20 protein-coding genes, 1 tRNA gene and 1 pseudogene are annotated in these 18,703 nt (G+C 63.0%); 12 read left to right on the top strand and 10 right to left on the bottom strand.

Annotated features, from left to right (window positions below; all coding sequences use genetic code 11):
• The first annotated feature begins 5 nt into the window (after window positions 1–5).
• Both RUH75_RS12165 and RUH75_RS12160 read left to right on the top strand, forming a co-directional pair.
• Window positions 6–950: a hemolysin family protein gene (locus tag RUH75_RS12165; protein WP_313806217.1), complete on the top strand. Its 945-nt coding sequence runs from the start codon at window positions 6–8 to the stop codon at window positions 948–950.
• Between the two features lie 57 nt (window positions 951–1,007).
• The gene (locus RUH75_RS12160; RefSeq protein WP_313806215.1) at window positions 1,008–2,441 is read left to right on the top strand and encodes a DUF2142 domain-containing protein; all 1,434 of its coding nucleotides are present in this window, start codon (window positions 1,008–1,010) and stop codon (window positions 2,439–2,441) included.
• A gap of 48 nt (window positions 2,442–2,489) precedes the next feature.
• Here the strand turns inward: RUH75_RS12160 and RUH75_RS12155 are convergent.
• From RUH75_RS12155 to RUH75_RS12140, 4 genes and pseudogenes are all read right to left on the bottom strand, one after another.
• Window positions 2,490–2,732: pseudogene (locus tag RUH75_RS12155) on the bottom strand (phosphatase PAP2 family protein); the annotation flags it as partial.
• Between the two features lie 301 nt (window positions 2,733–3,033).
• Window positions 3,034–4,449 carry a dihydrolipoyl dehydrogenase gene (lpdA, locus tag RUH75_RS12150; RefSeq protein ID WP_313806213.1) on the bottom strand — a complete coding sequence of 472 codons (1,416 nt, stop codon included), beginning with the start codon at window positions 4,447–4,449 and terminating at the stop codon, window positions 3,034–3,036.
• 27 nt (window positions 4,450–4,476) lie between these two features.
• Window positions 4,477–4,884, bottom strand: a complete 408-nt coding sequence (locus RUH75_RS12145) for an acyl-CoA thioesterase (protein ID WP_313806211.1) — start codon at window positions 4,882–4,884, stop codon at window positions 4,477–4,479.
• Window positions 4,884–6,185 (bottom strand): pyruvate dehydrogenase complex dihydrolipoamide acetyltransferase, encoded by a 1,302-nt coding sequence (locus RUH75_RS12140; RefSeq protein ID WP_313806209.1) that lies wholly within the window; start codon window positions 6,183–6,185, stop codon window positions 4,884–4,886. The genes RUH75_RS12145 and RUH75_RS12140 overlap by 1 nt, the downstream gene beginning before the upstream one ends.
• A gap of 202 nt (window positions 6,186–6,387) precedes the next feature.
• On the opposite strand from RUH75_RS12140, the gene RUH75_RS12135 reads away from it, so the two are divergent.
• On the top strand, window positions 6,388–6,843 hold the full coding sequence (locus RUH75_RS12135) for a universal stress protein (protein ID WP_313806206.1): 456 nt from the start codon (window positions 6,388–6,390) through the stop codon (window positions 6,841–6,843).
• Between the two features lie 67 nt (window positions 6,844–6,910).
• Here the strand turns inward: RUH75_RS12135 and rnr are convergent, their stop codons facing one another.
• The 3 genes from rnr to RUH75_RS12120 all read right to left on the bottom strand — a co-directional run bounded on the left by rnr (window position 6,911) and on the right by RUH75_RS12120 (window position 10,507).
• Window positions 6,911–9,220, bottom strand: coding sequence for a ribonuclease R (gene rnr, locus RUH75_RS12130; RefSeq protein WP_313806203.1), 2,310 nt, complete (start codon window positions 9,218–9,220; stop codon window positions 6,911–6,913).
• A 344-nt stretch (window positions 9,221–9,564) separates the two neighbouring features.
• Window positions 9,565–10,215 (bottom strand): MOSC domain-containing protein, encoded by a 651-nt coding sequence (locus tag RUH75_RS12125; protein WP_313806201.1) that lies wholly within the window; start codon window positions 10,213–10,215, stop codon window positions 9,565–9,567.
• A 73-nt stretch (window positions 10,216–10,288) separates the two neighbouring features.
• The gene (locus tag RUH75_RS12120) at window positions 10,289–10,507 is read right to left on the bottom strand and encodes a DUF2945 domain-containing protein (RefSeq protein WP_313806198.1); all 219 of its coding nucleotides are present in this window, start codon (window positions 10,505–10,507) and stop codon (window positions 10,289–10,291) included.
• Between the two features lie 121 nt (window positions 10,508–10,628).
• Here RUH75_RS12120 and RUH75_RS12115 point away from each other — a divergent pair, with 121 nt between their 5' ends.
• From RUH75_RS12115 to RUH75_RS12085, 7 genes are all read left to right on the top strand, one after another.
• Window positions 10,629–11,807, top strand: coding sequence for a glycosyltransferase family 1 protein (locus RUH75_RS12115; RefSeq protein WP_313806196.1), 1,179 nt, complete (start codon window positions 10,629–10,631; stop codon window positions 11,805–11,807).
• Window positions 11,808–11,835: 28 nt separating this feature from the next.
• Window positions 11,836–13,146 (top strand): replication-associated recombination protein A, encoded by a 1,311-nt coding sequence (locus RUH75_RS12110; protein ID WP_313806194.1) that lies wholly within the window; start codon window positions 11,836–11,838, stop codon window positions 13,144–13,146.
• The gene (locus RUH75_RS12105; RefSeq protein ID WP_313806192.1) at window positions 13,143–14,003 is read left to right on the top strand and encodes a hypothetical protein; all 861 of its coding nucleotides are present in this window, start codon (window positions 13,143–13,145) and stop codon (window positions 14,001–14,003) included. The genes RUH75_RS12110 and RUH75_RS12105 overlap by 4 nt, the downstream gene beginning before the upstream one ends.
• A 31-nt stretch (window positions 14,004–14,034) precedes the next feature.
• Window positions 14,035–14,109 (top strand) — tRNA-Thr (locus RUH75_RS12100).
• 138 nt (window positions 14,110–14,247) lie between these two features.
• Window positions 14,248–14,628, top strand: a complete 381-nt coding sequence (locus RUH75_RS12095; protein ID WP_313806190.1) for a YkvA family protein — start codon at window positions 14,248–14,250, stop codon at window positions 14,626–14,628.
• 457 nt (window positions 14,629–15,085) lie between these two features.
• On the top strand, window positions 15,086–15,391 hold the full coding sequence (locus tag RUH75_RS12090; RefSeq protein WP_313806188.1) for a hypothetical protein: 306 nt from the start codon (window positions 15,086–15,088) through the stop codon (window positions 15,389–15,391).
• Window positions 15,384–15,686, top strand: coding sequence for a glycine zipper 2TM domain-containing protein (locus tag RUH75_RS12085; RefSeq protein ID WP_066561591.1), 303 nt, complete (start codon window positions 15,384–15,386; stop codon window positions 15,684–15,686). Before RUH75_RS12090 ends, RUH75_RS12085 begins: the two co-directional genes overlap by 8 nt.
• Before the next feature lie 62 nt (window positions 15,687–15,748).
• Here RUH75_RS12085 and RUH75_RS12080 read toward each other — a convergent pair whose 3' ends face one another.
• The gene (locus RUH75_RS12080; protein ID WP_313806184.1) at window positions 15,749–16,030 is read right to left on the bottom strand and encodes a hypothetical protein; all 282 of its coding nucleotides are present in this window, start codon (window positions 16,028–16,030) and stop codon (window positions 15,749–15,751) included.
• Between the two features lie 133 nt (window positions 16,031–16,163).
• Window positions 16,164–16,571, bottom strand: a complete 408-nt coding sequence (locus RUH75_RS12075) for an EVE domain-containing protein (protein WP_313806182.1) — start codon at window positions 16,569–16,571, stop codon at window positions 16,164–16,166.
• 104 nt (window positions 16,572–16,675) lie between these two features.
• Between RUH75_RS12075 and RUH75_RS12070 the strand changes: the two genes are divergently transcribed.
• The gene (locus tag RUH75_RS12070) at window positions 16,676–17,620 is read left to right on the top strand and encodes a 2-oxoglutarate and iron-dependent oxygenase domain-containing protein (RefSeq protein WP_313806180.1); all 945 of its coding nucleotides are present in this window, start codon (window positions 16,676–16,678) and stop codon (window positions 17,618–17,620) included.
• 28 nt (window positions 17,621–17,648) lie between these two features.
• On the opposite strand, the gene RUH75_RS12065 is transcribed toward RUH75_RS12070, so the two are convergent.
• Window positions 17,649–18,032, bottom strand: coding sequence for a dihydroneopterin aldolase (locus RUH75_RS12065; protein ID WP_313806178.1), 384 nt, complete (start codon window positions 18,030–18,032; stop codon window positions 17,649–17,651).
• 127 nt (window positions 18,033–18,159) lie between these two features.
• On the opposite strand from RUH75_RS12065, the gene RUH75_RS12060 reads away from it, so the two are divergent.
• Entirely contained in the window at window positions 18,160–18,678 is a 519-nt protein-coding gene (locus tag RUH75_RS12060) for an N-acetyltransferase (protein ID WP_313806176.1), read from the top strand.
• Window positions 18,679–18,703 lie beyond the last annotated feature (25 nt).

Genomic DNA, 18,703 nt, shown 5'->3' with positions numbered 1-18,703 from the left:
GTAAAATGGCTGAAGGCAGTCCGAAGGACGGCAACGGTTCCAAGGAATCGGACAGTAGCAGCGAAGGCGGTTTATGGAGCGGCCTGAAATCGCTGCTCTTTGGCGAGGAAGAAAGCCACAGCCTCCGCCGCGAGCTGGAGGATGCGCTCGACGAATATGATGAGGATGAGCAGGACGAGCGCGCGTCTCCTCCTGCCAAGGGCGACCTGTCGGTGATCGAGCGTCAGATGGTCCGCAATCTCCTCCATTTTTCCGAACATACGGTCGATGATGTCGCCGTTCCCCGCGCGGACATCGTCGCGATCGAGGAAAAGGCAAGCTTTGCCGATCTCGCCGCCTTGTTCGCGGAAGCCGGGCACAGCCGCATTCCCGTCTATCGCGACAATCTCGACACCATCGTCGGCATGATCCACATCCGGGACGCCTTTGCGATCCTCGCGGGCAAGGCGCCGGTGCCCGACACGCTGGATCCGCTGATCCGCCAGCCGCTCTATGTGCCCGAAAGCATGGGCGCGCTTGACCTGCTCGCGGAAATGCGCGCGAAGCGCACCCATCTCGCCATCGTGCTGGACGAATATTCGGGCACCGAAGGCCTGCTCACTTTCGAGGATCTGGTCGAGGAAATCGTCGGAGAAGTCGAGGACGAGCATGACGAGGAACCGGAGGCGATGCTCGTGCCGCTGGAAGGCGGCCTCTGGGAAGCCGATGCCCGTGCCGAGCTGGACGACGTCGCCAAGGAAATCGACGCGAAGCTGGCGGAGATCGAGGAAGATGTCGACACGCTCGGTGGCCTGGCCTTCGTGATTGCGGGCCGCGTGCCGGGACCGGGCGAAATCATCGAACATGAACAAAGCGGCTGGAAACTCGAAATCCTGGCCAGCGACGGCCGCCGCGTCACCCGCCTGCGTCTCCACCCACCGGCAGAGCGCGAAATCGAGGAAGAGGCCTGAATCTCGATGCCGGCTGGGGGTGGATTATGGGCACGGTCGCATCGCACGACAGCGGCCATGCCATGGACGCGCTTCGAAACGCTGCTCTATGCGCTGATCTTCATCGCCACCCTGTTCTTTGCCTGCGTCACGCCACCCTTCCAGGCACCCGACGAAAATCAGCATTATATGAAGGCGCTGCTGCTTTCCGAAGGCCGAATCCTGACCGCGCAACGCAATGCCATGATCGGCGCAGAGCTTCCCCGCGCCGCCATCGCCCTGCATGATGACCATTTTCCGACCGGTGCGTCGTCCGTTCCGCGCCTGTTCGACGGCGCAATGCTGCGTGAAGCATGGCGGGCCGACACCCCCCATGCCGAGCAGCGCCGTTTTGCCGATTTCCCCAATGTGGCGAATTACGCGCCCACGCTTTACGCTCCCGGCGCCCTGGGCCTGACCGTCGGCAACAGCCTGGGATTGCCGCGGCTCGGTGCCTTTTACAGCGGCCGTATCGCCAATGGCCTGTTCGCGCTGGCCATGCTCGGGCTGGCGCTCGGCCTTTTGCCCTTCGGCCGGAATGCCATGCTCGGCACGGCCCTGCTGCCGACTTTCAGTTATCAGAGCGGATCGCTGTCACCCGATGCGGTCATCAACGGGATGGGGTTTCTCGGCCTCGCTCTGGCCCTGCGCATCGGCTTCATGGGATGGACGGTCAGGCGCGGCCTTGCGCTAGGCCTGACGGCGCCGCTGCTGGCGCTGGCCAAAGGCGTCTATCTGCCCCTGATGGCCGCCGGTTTGCGCTGGCCGGCAAGCCGCCGCGATCTTCGCCCCCTGGCGATGATTGCCGCCATGGCCGGCGGCGCGCTGGCCTTCCTCCTCTGGATGAAGCTGTCCGGCGGCAGCCAGGCGCTCTACCACATCGCGTCGCGCAAGACGGGCGAGACGGTCATGACCGCGCCGCTCGGCCAACAACTGGCGGTGATCCTTCATGATCCCATGGGCTATTCCCGGATTCTGGCAGCCAGCGTCATCGAACGCGCGCCTGTCTACGCGCTTCAGATCATCGGCCGCTTCGGCTGGAACGCCATATTGTTGCCGCTGCTCGCCTATCCGCTGGCGCTGCTGATGCTGGGCGGGGCGATGTTCAGCGGCTCCACGATGCGCTTTTCCCTGGGCCAAAGGCTTTGGTGGCTCGCTGTCGTCGCGGGCGTCGCGCTGCTGATCGAAACCGCCATGTATCTCACCGGCACGCCGCTCGGCGCGGATTATATTCAAGGGACGCAGGGCCGTTACTTCCTGCCTCTCCTTCCGCTGGCCCTGATGGCGCTCATGCCTGCCGCGCCGGTGCGGGGCGCCCGTTTTCTCTTCGCGGGGGCCGCTTCACTGTTGCTACTGATCGCCGCCATCACTGTTTTCGACAGCTTCTGGGTTCACGGCTTCATCACCACGGACGGAATGCCTCCGCATCAAAGCCTGATGCGCGCCCTCCTGCTTCCCTCCCCGCGCTGGTAGCCAGGCGGCGCAAAACGCCAGCCAGCCCAGGCCCTCGACCCATCCAGCCAGCACGTCGCTCGGCCAATGCACGCCCAGCCACACGCGGCTAACCCCGATCAGCGCAATCATGACAGCTGCCGCGATATAGCCGCCACGCATCCCGGCCAGCAACGACAGCGCGCCGAAGAATATCATGTTTTGCGCCGCATGCCCGCTGGGAAAGCTGTAGCTGTCCACGATGTCGAGATGCGGCAGCAGGTCCGGCCGGGGCGCCGCGAACAGCTGTTTCAGGGCCAGGTTGAGCAGCATGCCCGACAACGCGGTCGCGAGCAGCCATCGCGCCTGCGCCCAGCGGCCCCGCCGGCACAGGCCCATGACGACGAGGGCAAGCAGGGCAAGGCGTCCGACCGTTCCTCCCACCGCCGACGCGCCCAGCATGACGGGTGTGAACAGACGGCCCCCATCCCCTTCGCGCAGATGCCCGGCAGCCGTCATGATCCGGATATTGATCATATCCAGTCCGCCCTGACGCTGGACCAGCGCGATCCCCAGAACGCAAAAAAGCGCGAGGGCAAAAGCCCCCGCGCCTGTTGCCTGACGGCTGCGCCGATCAGATATGAAGCGCGCGCCCATAAGCGGCCAGCACGCTTTCATGCATCGATTCCGAAATGGTCGGATGCGGGAAGACCGTATGCATCAGCTCCGCCTCCGTCGTCTCCAGCGTCTTGCCGACGGTGAAGCCCTGAATCATCTCGGTCACTTCCGCGCCGATCATATGGGCGCCCAGCAGCTCACCGGTCTTTGCATCGAACACGGTCTTGGTGAAGCCTTCCGCCTCGCCCAGCGCGATCGCCTTGCCATTGCCGATGAAGGGGAACATGCCGACCTTCACCTCATATCCCGCTTCCTTCGCCTTGGCTTCGGTCAGGCCGACCGAAGCGATCTGCGGATGGCAATAAGTGCAGCCCGGAATGTTGCGCACGTCCATGGCGTGGGGATGCACATCCTTGTTGCCCAGCGCCTGCGCGATGGCTTCCGCGACGATGACGCCTTCATGGCTCGCCTTGTGCGCCAGCCATGGCGGCGCGGTGACGTCACCGATCGCCCAGAAGCCGTCGACATTGGTGCGGCCATAGGCGTCCGTCTTGATGTGGTAACGCTGGTCCGGCTCGATCCCGACATCTTCCAGCCCCAGATTCTCGACATTGGGGACGATACCGATGGCGACGATCACATGGCTATATTCGGCGGTGCTGTCCTTGCCGCTCTTGTCCTTGATCGTCGCGGTCACGCCCTTGTCGCTGGCCGCGATCTTCTCGATCTTCGCGCCGGTCAGAACGGTCATGCCCTGCTTCTTCACCGCCTTTTCAAGGAAGGCGGAGACGTCCGCATCCTCGACCGGCACGATGCGGTCCATCATCTCGACCACGGTGACGTCAGCGCCCATGTCGTTGTAGAAGCTGGCGAACTCAATGCCGATCGCGCCCGATCCGATGACCAGCAATTTGGTCGGCATTTCCGGCGGGGTCATGGCATGGCGATAGGTCCACACGCGCTTGCCGTCGGCCTTGAGCTGCGGCAGGTCGCGGGCGCGGGCGCCGGTCGCGATGATGATATGCTTCGCCGTCAGTTCCTCTACCTTGCCGTCCTTGGTGACGCTGAGCTTGCCCTTCGCTATCAGCTTGCCGTCGCCCATGTGAACGGCGATCTTGTTCTTCTTCATCAGGTGCGTGACGCCCTGATTGAGCTGCTTGGCGACGCCGCGCGATCGCTTCACCACCGCCTCGATATCGGCGCTGATCTTCTCGGCCGCCAGACCATAATCCTTGGCATGCTGCATATAGTGGAAAATTTCCGCCGAACGCAGCAGCGCCTTGGTCGGGATGCAGCCCCAGTTCAAACAGATGCCGCCCAGATTCTCGCGCTCGACAATGGCGGTCTTCAGGCCCAGCTGGGCAGCACGGATCGCGGCAACATAGCCGCCGGGGCCGGAACCCAGAACGATGACATCGTAATTCTCAGCCATGGTAACTCTTTCTTCTGTGCAGGAAGGTCACGCCGCCGGATGAGTGAAAGGCGGGACGGAACGGGGCTGGCGATCCTCTCCGATCGCCACGAAGGTAAAGGTCGCCTGGGTCACGCGATAGGATCTGTCGTCGTGACGCGCGCGGCGCCAGGCCTCGACGGCAATATGCATCGACGTGCGCCCGACGGATTTCAGCGTGGCGAACACCGACACCTCATCGCCCACGACGACGGGGCGCAGGAATGTCATGCCTTCAACCGCGATGGTCACGGCTCTGCCCTTGCCGTAGCGGGCCGCAACCGAACCGGCAGCCGAATCCATCAGGCTCATCAGCCAGCCGCCGAAAATATCCCCATAGGGATTGGTGTCGGCGGGCATGGCGATGACACGCACCGCCGGACTTTGATCCGGCGGCAATTCGTCGACCTTGGGCATCAGGCCAGCATGCCGATCGGATTTTCGACCAGTTCCCTGAAGGCCTTCATCAGACGGGCACCGTCGGCTCCATCGATGGCGCGGTGATCAAAGCTGCCGGTGGCCGACATGACGGTCGCGATCTGGAGCGAGTCATCGATGACGAAGGGACGCTTCTCGCCCGCGCCGATCGCCAGGATCATGCCCTGCGGCGGATTGATGACGGCTTCGAACTGCTTGATGCCGAACATGCCCATGTTGGAGAGCGAGGCGGTGCCGCCCTGATATTCCTCCGGCTTCAGCTTGCCGTCCTTGGCACGATTGGCCAGGTCCTTCATCTCGGTCGAAATCGCGGCAACGCCCTTGCCGTCCGCGCCCGTGACGATCGGGGTGATGAGGCCGCCGGGGATCGACACGGCGACGCTGATGTCGGCCCGCTTGAATGCAAGCATCTGGTCGCCGGCGAACTGCACATTGCACTCCGGCACCTGGACCAGCGCCACGCCCAGCGCCTTGATCAACAGGTCGTTGACCGACAGCTTGACATTGCGCGAAGCCAGACCCGCGTTCAATTCCCCACGGAGCTTCAGCAGCTTGTCCAGTCGCACGTCGACGGTCAGATAGATGTGCGGCACCTGCTGCTTGGATTCGGTCAGGCGGCGGGCGATGGTCTTGCGCATGCCCGAAAGCTTGACGACCTCGTGCGGAATGCCGAAATCCTGCGCGGCCACCGGCGCGGCGGCGGGCGCTGGCGCAGCCGCCTGAGCCGGAGCGGCAGCCTGAACCGGAGCGGCAGCCTTCGCCACCGGCGCGGCGCCGTCCAGATCGGCCTTGACGATGCGGCCCTGCGGACCGGAACCAGCCACGGCGGCAAGATCGATCCCCTTCGCCTCCGCCAGACGGCGCGCGAGCGGGCTGGCCTTCACGCGGCTGTCGGCGGCCTTTGCGGGCACCGGATCAGCCTTGACCACAGCAGCGGCCGGCGCGGGCGCTTCCGCCTTGGCGGGGACGGGATCTGCCTTGGGCGCAGCCGCCGCCTTGGGAGCAGCGCCACCCTTTGCGGCTTCCGACACATCCTCGCCCTCTTCCGCGATGATCGCGATGACGGTGCCGACCTTCACCCCTTCGGAGCCTTCGGCAACCAGTATCTTCGCGACGACGCCTTCATCGACGGCTTCGAATTCCATCGTCGCCTTGTCGGTTTCGATCTCGGCGAGCAGATCTCCGGACGAAACCGTATCGCCCTCCTTCACCAGCCACTTCGCCAGCGTCCCTTCTTCCATGGTTGGAGAAAGGGCGGGCATCTGGATCGTTTTGCTCATGGGTGGACGGCCTCTCATTTTTATCGGGCGGGGCAATGAGGTTCGTTTTGACGCTTTGGCCGAAACGGTCAAGGCCAAGCCTTGCGCCAGCCCCAATAATCCGCCACATTTCACCAGACCGGTTCACGGCGAACCACATGGGTTCGTTCAACCAGCTTTGGCGCCCCCATGCAGGGCTTTCGAATTTCGAAGGACGCACGAAATGCGGACATATCTGGTTGTCGTGGACGAATCGGCGGAGGCGGAAACCGCGCTGCGTTTCGCTGCCCGGCGGGCCGCCAAAACGGGGGGTACCGTCCGCATCCTCGCCCTGATCCCGCCTGCCGAATTCGTCCAATGGGGCGGCGTTCAGGCCACGATGGAGGATGAGGCGCTGCAACGCGCCGAAGCATTGGTGACGAGCGCGGCGGGCACGCTGACGGACGAATCCGGCATTCGCCCCAGCATCACCGTGCGCCAGGGCGATCCGGTGACGGTCGTTCGCCACACGCTGGAGGAAATGGACGACGTCGCCGCCCTCGTCCTGGGCGCCGCAGCCAGCGGCCATCCGGGCGTCCTCGTTTCCCACTTCGCGGGCGCCGATGCGGGCAAGCTGCCCTGCCCGATCATGATCATTCCCGGCGGCCTGGACATGGAAGCGATCGATCGGCTGAGTTAGCTTCCCGGATATCCCCACACCACCGTCATCCCCGCGAAGGCCGGGATGACGGTGGTGCGGAGGGGCATCACCGCCGATGCTTCCCGCGCTTCGCCCCGATATGCCGGATATTGCCCGGTCGCCCGCGCTTAATCCCCGGCCGCGCCCGATCCTTCCTGAAGCTCGGCCGCTGCGGCAGGGCATCGGGCAATTCAAAGCGCAACGCCCCGTTGATCGGGTCCGCCTCGACCAGCCTCAACTGCAAACGCTGCCCGACCGTATAACGGTCGCCGCTTTCCACGCCTTCCAGCGCCCGCCCGGCCTCGTCATGGAAAAAACGCTCATCGCCCAGCGTCGATACCGGCACCAGCCCGTCGCCGCCCAGCCCCTCGACCGTGGCGAAGAAACCGAAGCTCTGCACCCCGGTGATCCGCGCCTCGACCAGATCGCCCACATGCGCCGCCAGAAAGGCCGCGACATAACGATCGATCGTCTCGCGCTCAGCCTCCATGGCGCGCCGTTCATGCTGGCTGATCATCTCGCCCACGCGGCCCATATTCTCCATATCCTCGCCGCTCAGCGAAGACCGCTCCGGGATGACGCCCCCCTTGGGCGCGGGCAGCTCCAGCCCATAAGCCCCCACCAGCGCCCGATGCACCAGCAAATCCGCATAGCGCCGGATCGGGGAGGTGAAATGCGCGTAAGACCCAAGCGCCAGACCGAAATGCCCCATATTCGACGGCGTATAATAAGCCTGGGTCTGGCTGCGCAGAATCTGCGTCATGATCTGGGGCTTTTCCTCGGCCTCCCCCACGCGTTCGATCAAGCGGTTGAAGGTCGAAGGCTTCACCACCTGCCCCAGCGCGAACTCGATGTCGAAGGTCGCCAGATAATCCTTCAGCGCCACCAGCTTGTCGCGGCTCGGCGGTTCATGGACGCGGTACATGACCGGCGCCTTCTTCTGCTCCAGCGCCTTGGCCGCCGCGACATTGGCGGCGATCATATAATCCTCGATCAGCATATGCGCGTCCAGCCGTTCGCGCACCGCGACGCTGACGATCTTGCCGAACTCGTCCAGCACCACCCGCCGCTCCGGCAGGTCGAGCGCCAGCGGCTCCCGCTTGTCCCGCGCCTTGCGCAGCAGCGCCCAGCAGGCCCAGAGCGGCTTCAGCGCCGGTTCCAGCAGGTCGATCGGCTTTTCGCCATCGATCGCCGCCTGCGCATCCTCATAGGCCAGCACCGCCGCCACCCGGATCACCGCGCGGGAAAAACGCCAGCTCTTGACCTTGCCCGCCGCATCGACGACCAGATGACAGGCCATGGCGGCCCGATCCTCGCCCGCCCGCAGCGAACACATGTCCGACGAGAGCTGATGCGGCAGCATCGGCACCACCAGATCGGGGAAATAGACGCTGTTCCCGCGCTTGCGCGCCTCCCGATCCAGCGCGCTGCCCGGCCGCACATAATAGCTGACATCGGCAATCGCGACGATGGCCTTGTAACCGCCCGCATTGCCCGGATCGTCATCCGGCGCCGCCCAGACCGCATCGTCATGGTCCCGCGCATCCACCGGATCGATCGCGACGATCGGCAGATGGCGCAAATCCTCCCGCTTCTCCTCGTGCAAAGCGAGTTTGGAGGCTGACACCGCCTCTTCCTCCACCCGCTCGGAGAAGACATGCGGAATGCCATGCTTGTGAATGGCGATCAGGCTGAAACTGCGCGGCGCGAAGGGATCGCCAAGAATGTCCGTGACCCGCGCCGTGATCCGTGGTGGCCGCCCCACCGGCTCGGCCAGCACCAGATCGCCCTTCTTCGCCGTCCCCACGTCCGAAATCGGCGTATCCCTGCGAATGCGCTTGTCGACAGGCCGTAGCCACAGCTTGCCGCCTTCACCCTCCTCGACCACGCCGAGCAATTCCTCGCTGGCCTTGGCCAGCTTCTTCATCGGATGCGCGACCCAGCCGCGTCCGGCCTCCTCGGTGCGTGCCAATATCCGGTCGCCAATGGTCAGGGCGCCCCGCTTGCCCCGCTCCACCACCCGCAACCGGGGCGCAGGCTGCCCTTCCGCCTCCCAGCGCTCAGGCGTGGCGATCAGGGTGGTATCATCGACATCGACGATCCGAAGCACCGTGACCTTGGGCACCCCGCCCATTTTATGAAAGGCCCGCGCGGGACCGATATCGATCAGCCCCTCATCCGCCATGTCCTTGAGCAAGGCCTTGAGCGCGATCTTCTCCTGCCCTTTCAGGCCGAAAGCCTTCGCGATCTCCCGCTTTCCCGCCGGCTGGTCGGAGGTGGCGATGAAATCCACCACCTGCTCCCGCGTCGGAAAGCCAGCGGGCCGCACCTTCTCACGGGAGGAACCGGATTTCTTCTTTTTTTCAGTCGATGCCATGGTCCCGCTATAGGGATGCTCCCCCAGCCGCGCCAGTGCCCGCAAAGAGAAGCGAGGGTCGGAAATGGGTGGAAGGCGGACCGTCTCCTTTTCGTCACCCCGGGCTTGACCCGGGGTCCCGCTACCTTTTCAGGCGCGCTCCGAAAAGAAAAGCGGGACCCCGGAGCAAGTCCGGGGTGACGAGGGTGGGGATGTCGGGAAATGGCCAAAAAATCCTGTCCTACAGCCGCCCGGCCAAGCTAGACAAAGCCCGCTCTTTGAATCGTCCGCCCAAAATAGGAAAATCGCGCGAAAATCCCTCTTTTCCGCGGTACCACCGTGTCACCTGTGTCGCAACCAGACAGCTAAGCCAGTTTCCGCGCCCGCTCCCGCCATGCTTCCGCGAGCAACGGCATATCCGCCAATGCCCGCACCGCCTCCGGCTCGCCATGATGCCCGCCCGCGATCAGCAACCGAAACAGCCGCGCGATCGGCCACTCCGGCAAGGGCCGCTCCAGCAGGTCCATCCGCATCCCCGCCTCGGCCTCGCCCTCACGAATGACCCGGAAATAAATGCCACAACGCCCGGTCTTCACGACCGTCGCCATCACGTCCCGCACGCCGAAACGGTGGTCCAGCTTCCAGCAGGGCTGCCGCCCGTGGCTCACCTCCACGACCGCGCTTCCCAGGGAAAAGCGATCCCCCAGGCAAATCTCCTGCTCGGTCATCCCGCGCGATGCGATATTCTCGCCAAAGGCACCCGGCGCATCGAGCAGCGGATGCCCCGGCTTCCTCTCCCGCCACCAGCCATAATGGTCCTGCGGATAGAGATGAATGGCTTTATCCCAACCCCCATGATGCACGGTGTCGGCAACCGCATCGCCCTCGAACCCCAACCAGCCGACGCGGACCTTGCCCCCGACCGGCCTCTTCGCAATGGCGCTGTAATCGCCGTCCCGGAACGGAACCGGCGTGCCGGTCAGCAAGGCTTCGATGGTCATGAACGGCTGGGTCATGCCTTCCCCTTGCCACGAATATGCGGCAACGGCCAAGGCCAGTCGGAATGGAGCGGCTCCCGACAGGCCGGCGTCAGGCTGGGGAAAGCTCCGACCCCAGCTTCAACACTTCGCTGCCACCATCGGTCCTCACCAGATAGGCCGGGTTGCGAAGGGTGCCGTTACGGCGAACGACGGCACCCTCGACCGTCCGTTCGACATGCCGTTCGAAGCATTCCGCGATTCGTCCGCGGCCGACGCCCTGTCCCCAGTTCCATTTGACCCGCGCTCCTTTGCGAAAGCTCCCGGTCATCTGCATTCTCTCCTTCAGGAGGCAACCACGCCAGCCGCTTCCATCGCTGCCATCATGCAAAAATCTTGAGCGGCGGCGTGGTTCCCTTGGGTTTTGCGCTTGTCTGCGTTAAGGGCGGCGGATGGATGTTAAGGGGCTTCGCGTCGCGCTCTTCAGCGGCAACTATAATTATGTGCGCGATGGCGCGAACCAGGCGCTCAATCGCTTCGTCGGCTATCTGCTGCGGCAGGGGGCGACCGTGCGCGTCTATTCGCCCACGACCGATAGCCCGGCCTTCGATCCGGCCGGCGATCTGATCAGCGCGCCTTCCATTCCGGTGCCGGGGCGCAGCGAATATCGGATTCCCTATCGTCTTTCGGGCGCCGTCCGCCGCGATCTCAGGCGCTTCGCTCCCAATCTGGTCCATGTCTCCAGCCCGGACCCGCTCGGCCACCGCGCGATCAGCTGGGCGCGGGCGCATGGCCTGCCTGCCGTCGCTTCCGTGCACACGCGTTTCGAAACCTATCCGCGCTATTACGGCCTCGCCTTTCTGGAACCGCTGATCGAATCGATCCTGCGCCGCTTCTACCGCCGCTGCGACGCCATCGTCGCGCCGTCCGAATCGATGGCCCAGCTGCTGCGCGAACAGCGCATGAGCTATGATGTCGGCATCTGGACGCGCGGCATCGACCGGGAAATCTTCAACCCCGGCCGCCGCGACGCAGGCTGGCGCCGGTCCCTCGGCATAGCGGACGACGAGCCAGTGATCGGCTTCATCGGCAGGCTGGTGATGGAAAAGGGCCTCGACGTCTTTTCCGACACCATCGACCATCTCGCGGCGAAGAATATACGCCACAAGGTGCTGGTCGTCGGCGAGGGTCCGGCGCGCGAATGGTTCGAAAACCGCCTGCCGAACGCCATTTTCACTGGCTTCCAGAAGGGCGCGGACCTGGGCCGGGCGGTCGCGAGCATGGACATGCTGTTCAACCCCAGCGTCACGGAAACCTTCGGCAATGTAACGCTGGAGGCGATGGCCTGCGGCCTTCCCACCGTCGCCGCCCGCGCCACCGGCAGCGAGAGCCTTGTCACCGAAGGCGTCACCGGCCGCCTGATCCGACCGGGTGCCATCACCGCCTTTGCGGACGCCCTCACCGCCTATTGCACAGATCCTGCCGCACGCGCCGCCGCCGGAGCCGCCGCCATGGCCGAAGCGGAGCGCTATGGCTGGGATCAGGTAAACCAGGCGCTGGTCGACACCTATGTCCGCGTCATCCGACAGCGTGAACATGGTGCCGTGGTTCGATCAAGTCCGGTTCCCTGAATGCAAAAGCCTTCCTATATCGAAGGCAATGGCTGACCTTTTCGCTCCCGACGACCTGCCCACCACCCCGGCAGATGCCCCGCTGGCAGACCTGCTGCGTCCCCGCACCTTGACCGATGTGGTCGGACAAGATCACCTGACCGGCCCCGAAGGCGCCATCGGCCGCATGGTCGCCGCCGGACGCCTTTCCTCGATCATCCTCTGGGGTCCTCCGGGTACGGGCAAGACCACCATCTCCCGCCTGCTCGCGGATGCCGTCGGCATGCGCTTCGAACCCATTTCCGCCGTCTTCTCCGGCGTCGCGGACCTCAAAAAAGTCTTCGCCGCCGCCCGTGAATATGCCCGGCGCGGTGAAAAGACCCTGCTCTTCGTGGACGAAATCCACCGCTTCAACCGCGCCCAGCAGGACAGCTTCCTCCCCTTCGTGGAGGACGGCACCGTTACCCTGGTCGGGGCGACGACCGAAAACCCAAGCTTCGAACTCAATGCCGCGCTTCTCTCCCGCGCGCAGGTGCTGATCCTTCGCCGCCTCGACGCCAACGCCCTCGAACAGCTGCTCGACCGTGCCGAAGCCCTGACCGGCCGCCCCCTGCCCCTCGTCCCGGCCGCCCGCGAAGCCCTGCTTGCCAGCGCCGACGGCGACGGTCGCTTCCTGCTCAATCAGGTCGAAACGCTTTATTCGATCGATATTCCGCAACCGCTCGATCCGGCAGGCCTCTCTGCCCTGCTGCACCGCCGCGTCGCCGTCTATGACAAGGATCGCGAAGGCCATTACAACCTCATCTCCGCGCTTCACAAAAGCCTGCGCGGGTCCGACCCCCAGGCCGCGCTCTATTATCTGGCCCGCATGCTGACGACTGGCGAGGAACCGCTCTATGTCCTGCGCCGCCTCGTCCGCTTTGCCGTGGAAGACATCAGCCTGGCCGACCCGCAAGCAGTGGTCCAATGTCTCGCCGCCAAGGATACATACGAGTTCCTCGGCTCCCCCGAAGGCGAACTCGCCATCGTGCAGGCCTGCCTCTATTGCGCCACCGCGCCAAAATCCAATGCCGCCTACAGCGCCATGAAATCCGCCTGGAAATCCGCCCGCGACACCGGCTCCCTCATGCCGCCGCAGAACATCCTGAACGCCCCGACCAAGCTCATGAAAAATATCGGCTACGGCAAGGGCTATCAATATGATCATGATACGGCGGAGGGCTTTTCCGGCGACAATTACTGGCCGGAGGAAATGCAGCCCCAGACCTTCTACGCCCCCACGGACCGGGGCTTCGAAGCGCGCATTGCCGAACGCCTGGCCCATTGGGACCGCCTGCGAAGCGAACGCCGCCGGCAATGACGCCGCGCTTCGCCCGCTTTGCCGTCATCGACTGGTCGGGCGCCAAAGGCTCCCGTCACAAGGGAATAGCGGTCGCTCTTTGCGAAGCCGGCGACGCGGTTCCCACGCTCCAGCATCCTAAAGACGGCGGCTTCTGGTCGCGACAGGCGGTAGCGGACTGGCTGATCCAGACCGCCCGGCAGGCCCCGACCCTGTTCGGCTTCGATTTCAGCTTCGCCCCGCCCTATGTCACCCGCCAAAGCTATCTCCCCGGCGATCCTGTCCCGGTCACGGGTCCCGCCTTCTGGGCCTATGTCGACGGCATCTGCGATGATGAGGATCTGGGCGCCGCCAGCCTGCTGGAACGCACCCACCGCCGCCATTTCTATTTCGGCAAGGCTGACGGCATCAAGGCCGATTATATGCACAATCGCCAGTGCGAATCCCTTTACAATGCCGGAGGCGGAGGCAAGCCTTCCACGGTCTATGACGCCATCGGAGCTGCCCAGGTCGCCAAGGCGAGCTTCGCGGGCATGCGCCTGCTTCACCATGTCCACGCGCATGTCCCGGTCTGGCCCTTCGACCCGCCACCCCCGGTCGGCTCTCTGGTCGTCGAAATCTACACCAGCATTGCCGCCCGCGCCGCCGGCCGTCCCAAGGGCAGGGCCAAGATGCGGGACCTCGCCGCGCTCAACGACGCCCTGTTCGCCGTAGAATCACAGCCACATGAGGGCCTGCCCCCCGACGACCACGGCGCCGACGCGATCCTCACCGCCGCCTGGCTGCGCCGCGCGGCGCCACGCCCCAGCCTGTGGGCGCCACCATCGCTGACAAAAAAAATCGCAGCAACGGAGGGCTGGACGTTCGGCATCATCTGATAGTAAAGGCGCTCCCGTCCGAAACGGACGCGCCGGATTAGCACAGCGGTAGTGCAGCGGTTTTGTAAACCGAAGGTCGGGGGTTCGATCCCCTCATCCGGCACCATTCAGGCACATTGGCCTTACGGCATCAGCCGTTGCTCCGGGAGCGCGCTGCGTTGGACGCGCTCTAGTTTTCTGTTTTCGCATCTTCAGGCGCAAAACCGGTTCCCACTTTTGCGCACTATGCTCTAAAAACAGCCAGATGGCATTCCAACGACTGAAAAGCTGGGCCCACACGCTGAAGGTCGACATCGTCGCCCTGTGGATCGCCGCCAGCGACAGCCGCACGCCACTCGTCGCCCAGCTTGTCGCAGCCAGCGTTGCCGGCTTAGCGCTCAGCCCGATCGACCTCATTCCGGATTTCATCCCCATCCTCGGTTATCTGGACGACCTCATCATCCTGCCGCTGGGGGTGGCACTGGCGATCCGGCTGATACCGCCCCCACTCCTGGCCGACTTTCGTACGCAGGCGAGATCGATCGCGGAGCGCCCGAAAAGCAGGGCAGCGACGGCCATCATAATCCTGTCCTGGTTGGGACTGTCAGTTCTGGGCTGCTTCTGGGCGCTGCGTCGCATCCCCTGACCATATCCAAAAGGCCAAAAGCAAAATGGGGGCCGGCATTTCTGCCGGTCCCCACTTCCGTCGTGTCTCTCGATCCGCTTCTCCTGCGAGATGCGATCATCGGACTCGGCGCGCGATATGTCCGCCTCAAAGGCTTTCATATCGTGTCAGCTCCGTTTGCCCGGCCGGTCGGCCGTTCTCGCGCAGCTTTCCTCTTTATTCGATGCCCGACGTTCACTTTCGCGCGTACATGGCATCGTCCATTGAGGACCGTCGGCTTTTCCGCATTTTCCTTCCGGTCCATGCTTCTTTTCCGACGCTCGAAAAGTCCTTCAAGTCACTGATTTCTCACTGACTTTGGCATCCAGATTTCTCTGTCTCCCGTCCTTTCCGATAAGAGGATGCTCTCACCAAAAGCGAGTCGTTCAAAGCGGAATCTTGCGCTTCGAAGACAGATTTCTCCTAAAGCTGTGGATAAATGTGGATATTTTTTTGCGCCCTTCCCATTCCCGAAAAATATCCTGGAGACGCTGGCCTAAAAGCGGGAAAAATTCACAACCGCAACAAACCGCGCCGCTTTCCCACCGCCAGGACGCGGACCGGCCCACGCCGCGTTTCAAGCGACCTTCTCTCTCTTCCATCATATTCGTTCGTCGCTTCGGATAAAATTTTATCCCAGGAAAAACAATATGATGCCTCGTTGTCACAGGTTCATGCAACCTCGATCAATATGCGTGGGTTGAACGAGCAAATTCAGTCTTTTGGAGGAGATAAAAATGCGTAAAGCCCTTATGGCCCTTGCCGCCGTTTCGCTGGCTATTCCCGTTTCGATGGCTGTCCCAACCGACGGCGCGAACGCCCGCCGTCATTATGAATATCGCGAATGGCGGGGTCGCGACGGCCGCACGTACTGCCGTAAGTCCAACGGTACGACCGGCCTGATCGTCGGCGGCGTCGGCGGGGCGCTTGTGGGTCGCGCGATCGACACCCGTGGCGACCGCGCCACCGGCACCATCCTGGGCGCAGCCGGCGGCGCGCTGCTGGGCAAGGAAATCGACAGCAAGCGTCGCTGTCGCTAACAGATATGAAAAGGGCGGCCTCCTACGGGAAGCCGCCCTATTATCGTCAAGCCTGAAGACGTTTATTCGGCAGCGCCGCGGGCGTCCTCTACCTTGAAACCAACCGCCTGGCCGCCTGAAACGCCCGAAACACGGCCGTTCTTGACAGACAGGTTGAAGGCGACGGCGTCGGGATAACGACGGCCCGAAATTACCTTGCCGGTCTTGGTGTCCTTGACATCATACACATAGGTATAACCTTCGTGCGTGAACTTCTGCTTGGCAGCGGCTTCCGCGTGAACCGGCGCATTGGCAGCACCAAGGGCGAACAGCGCGGAAAGGACAAACTTGGACAGCATTCGCATGGGTAAACTCCTTGTGAATGCCGATCAAACACCTCTGGAATATTCTTTTCTGTTGATGCCCGTTTATGGTGCGCCGTTCAAGAACGACAATCGCAAACAGGAACAGACCGATTGCGTTTCCCGCAACCGTCCATCAAGCCTTTGATAAAGCAAGGATATGTCTGAATTCCGCTTCGGTCAGAGGGGATACCGACAAGCGCGATTGGCGAAGAATCGCCATGTCCGCAAGCGCCGGATCAGCCTTCATCGTCTTCAATGTCACGGGTTTGTCGAGCTTTTCCTTCGGCCCCACATGCACGGCAATCCACTTGCCGGTATCATCCGTGCTGTCGGGAGCCGCTTCCTCGACAATCTCCATGATACCGACAGCTTCCACCCCGATATTGCTGTGATAGAAGATCGACAGGTCGCCCTTCCTCATCGCCTTCATATTATTTTGCGCGGTATGGTTCCGCACACCATCCCATTCCGCTTTTCCCTTTTTAACCAGATCGTCATAGGAAAAGACATCGGGTTCGGATTTCATCAGCCAGTAGTTCATGGCTTCTCCTTGCATCAGCCGCCAAGGACGATCAAGAATATGCGCATGGCAGCGAGCCCACTAATGGCGCGCCGGGCCAATCCAGTTGATTTCGGAGAATAAAGGTGTCGCAATCGGTACTGGAACAGGTGCCTGTTCTGTCCCTGGCGGATATGAAGAAGATCGACTTTTCCGCCGCCCTTGGTGGTTCATTTCAGCGTTTTGGCTTCGCCATGGTGAAGGACCATGGCATGGACCAGACACTGATCGACAAGGGTTGGGCGCTGGCCCGCCGGTTTTTCGCGCTGCCCGAAGAAACGAAACGCCGCTACGGCGCCAAATATAACGGCGGCCAGCGTGGCTACACCGCCTTTGGCGTGGAAATCGCCAAGGGCGCGAGCCAGAACGATCTCAAGGAATTCTGGCATGTCGGACGCGACCTGCCCGAAGGTGATCCGCTAGCCGCAACCATGCCCCCCAACATCTGGCCCGATGAACTTCCCGAATTTCACGATATTTTCGTCCGTCTCTTTGCGGAGTTTGACCGCGTCGGCGCTGAACTGCTCTCCGCCATCGCCCTCTATCTGGGCCTGGATGAGCGTTGGTTCGACAAGCCCATCAGCAACGGCAATTCGATCCTCCGCCTGCTACATTACCCGCCGGTATCGCCCGAAGCACCCGGCATCCGCGCCGGCGCGCATGAGGACATCAACCTCATCACCCTGCTGCTGGGCGCGGAAGAAGGCGGGCTGGAACTCAAGGATCGCAACGGCAACTGGCTCCCCGTCGTTCCGCCGTCAGGCGCACTCGCCATCAATGTGGGCGACATGCTCCAGCGGCTGACCAATTATCATTTACCCTCGACCAGCCACCGCGTGGTCAATCCGCCACCGGAACGCCGCGGCTTCTCGCGTTATTCGATGCCGTTCTTCCTGCATCTGCGCCCGGATTTCCTGATCGACGCGCTGCCCCAATGCGTGGACGCGGATCATCCCCGCCGTGAACAGCCGATCACCGCGCACGACTATCTGACGGAGCGTCTGCGGGAGATTGGGCTGATCAAAGGCTGATCGGAAGCCGCGCGATCGGTCCTGGCGCTTACTTCCGTCCTCGCCCCATGGTTATTCCGATTTCCTCGCCCTTCTCGCTGAGGGCGAGTTTCACGATCTTCACCTCGACATGGCTGACCTTGTCGTCCTGAAGGAAGATCGTCTCGATGATATGATCGGCCACTGCCTCGATCAGCGTGAAATGCTGCCCTTCAGGTAGTGCCGTGGTGGCGGCATGCTTCAGGTCCATATAATTTTTGGACCGCGACAAGGGCGTATCCGGCTCATAATGATCCGCGATCTTCAACTTCGCGCGGATCGAGATGCGCAACGGCTGAGGCAGGTGAGTTTCTTCGGAATAGATGCCGGTCAGGACATCCACATCCAGATTATTCACCTCCAACGTCAGGAAATCGTCAAATCCGCTGTTCATAGCTCGCCACGTTCGGCCCTTCCCTGCTGCGGGAGCGCCCCAGTTTAGACTTTTATTTTGCGAAGCAGGCGCTAAAGCCCGCCGCTCTCGGCGCGTCCATGCGCCATTGAGGACGGATCGGCAAGACGTGTCTGTTATAGTGCCCCTCAACATCATGTCGCAGGACGTGATCGAGCAATTGCTCGATGCCGCTTTCGGCCCCGATCGGCACGGCCGCACCGCCTATCTGATTCGCGATGGGATGCCCTGGCTCCCTGAGTTGTCCTTCGGGATCGAAGATGAGAAGGGCAAGCTCATCGGCTCCCTGCAAAGCTGGCCCGTCGCGCTGACTCATGAAGATGGCCGTCAGACTCCCCTGATCATGGTCGGTCCGGTCGCGGTCGATCCGTCCATGCAGGGCACCGGCCATGGCCGCGCCATGATGGACGCGGTCGTCACCGCCGCCCGGGGGCAGAAAAGCGATCCGTTGATGATGATCGGCGATCCGGAATATTATGGCCGTTTCTGGGGCTTTTCGGCGGAAGGCACCAGCGGCTGGCAGTGCCCCGGACCATTTGAAGCGCGTCGCCTGCTGGCGCTCTCCGTCAACGGGCGCGTCATTAATGGGAAAGGCATGCTCAGCCCCCGCATCGCTGTCCAGGCCTGAAATTTCCCTTTTGCCTTCGGGCGCG

Origin of the sequence: Sphingobium sp., assembly GCF_032153725.1 — a bacterium.
In the GTDB taxonomy this organism is placed as follows: Bacteria; Pseudomonadota; Alphaproteobacteria; order Sphingomonadales; family Sphingomonadaceae; genus Sphingobium.
This window is presented reverse-complemented; position numbering and strand designations above follow the sequence as displayed.

Bases quoted from the DNA above. Each gene is read 5' to 3' on its own strand.
- RUH75_RS12080 (WP_313806184.1), bottom strand. From the start codon at position 16,030: ATGCGAATGCTGTCCAAGTTTGTCCTTTCCGCGCTGTTCGCCCTTGGT.
- RUH75_RS12110 (WP_313806194.1), top strand. From the start codon at position 11,836: ATGGCTGACCTTTTCGCTCCCGACGACCTGCCCACCACCCCGGCAGAT.
- RUH75_RS12145 (WP_313806211.1), bottom strand. From the start codon at position 4,884: ATGCCCAAGGTCGACGAATTGCCGCCGGATCAAAGTCCGGCGGTGCGT.
- RUH75_RS12095 (WP_313806190.1), top strand. From the start codon at position 14,248: ATGGCATTCCAACGACTGAAAAGCTGGGCCCACACGCTGAAGGTCGAC.
- RUH75_RS12065 (WP_313806178.1), bottom strand. From the start codon at position 18,032: ATGAACAGCGGATTTGACGATTTCCTGACGTTGGAGGTGAATAATCTG.
- RUH75_RS12140 (WP_313806209.1), bottom strand. From the start codon at position 6,185: ATGAGCAAAACGATCCAGATGCCCGCCCTTTCTCCAACCATGGAAGAA.
- RUH75_RS12120 (WP_313806198.1), bottom strand. From the start codon at position 10,507: ATGACCGGGAGCTTTCGCAAAGGAGCGCGGGTCAAATGGAACTGGGGA.
- rnr (WP_313806203.1), bottom strand. From the start codon at position 9,220: ATGGCATCGACTGAAAAAAAGAAGAAATCCGGTTCCTCCCGTGAGAAG.
- RUH75_RS12165 (WP_313806217.1), top strand. From the start codon at position 6: ATGGCTGAAGGCAGTCCGAAGGACGGCAACGGTTCCAAGGAATCGGAC.
- RUH75_RS12160 (WP_313806215.1), top strand. From the start codon at position 1,008: ATGCCATGGACGCGCTTCGAAACGCTGCTCTATGCGCTGATCTTCATC.
- RUH75_RS12105 (WP_313806192.1), top strand. From the start codon at position 13,143: ATGACGCCGCGCTTCGCCCGCTTTGCCGTCATCGACTGGTCGGGCGCC.
- RUH75_RS12115 (WP_313806196.1), top strand. From the start codon at position 10,629: ATGGATGTTAAGGGGCTTCGCGTCGCGCTCTTCAGCGGCAACTATAAT.
- RUH75_RS12135 (WP_313806206.1), top strand. From the start codon at position 6,388: ATGCGGACATATCTGGTTGTCGTGGACGAATCGGCGGAGGCGGAAACC.
- RUH75_RS12125 (WP_313806201.1), bottom strand. From the start codon at position 10,215: ATGACCCAGCCGTTCATGACCATCGAAGCCTTGCTGACCGGCACGCCG.
- RUH75_RS12090 (WP_313806188.1), top strand. From the start codon at position 15,086: ATGTGGATATTTTTTTGCGCCCTTCCCATTCCCGAAAAATATCCTGGA.
- RUH75_RS12085 (WP_066561591.1), top strand. From the start codon at position 15,384: ATGCGTAAAGCCCTTATGGCCCTTGCCGCCGTTTCGCTGGCTATTCCC.
- lpdA (WP_313806213.1), bottom strand. From the start codon at position 4,449: ATGGCTGAGAATTACGATGTCATCGTTCTGGGTTCCGGCCCCGGCGGC.
- RUH75_RS12075 (WP_313806182.1), bottom strand. From the start codon at position 16,571: ATGAACTACTGGCTGATGAAATCCGAACCCGATGTCTTTTCCTATGAC.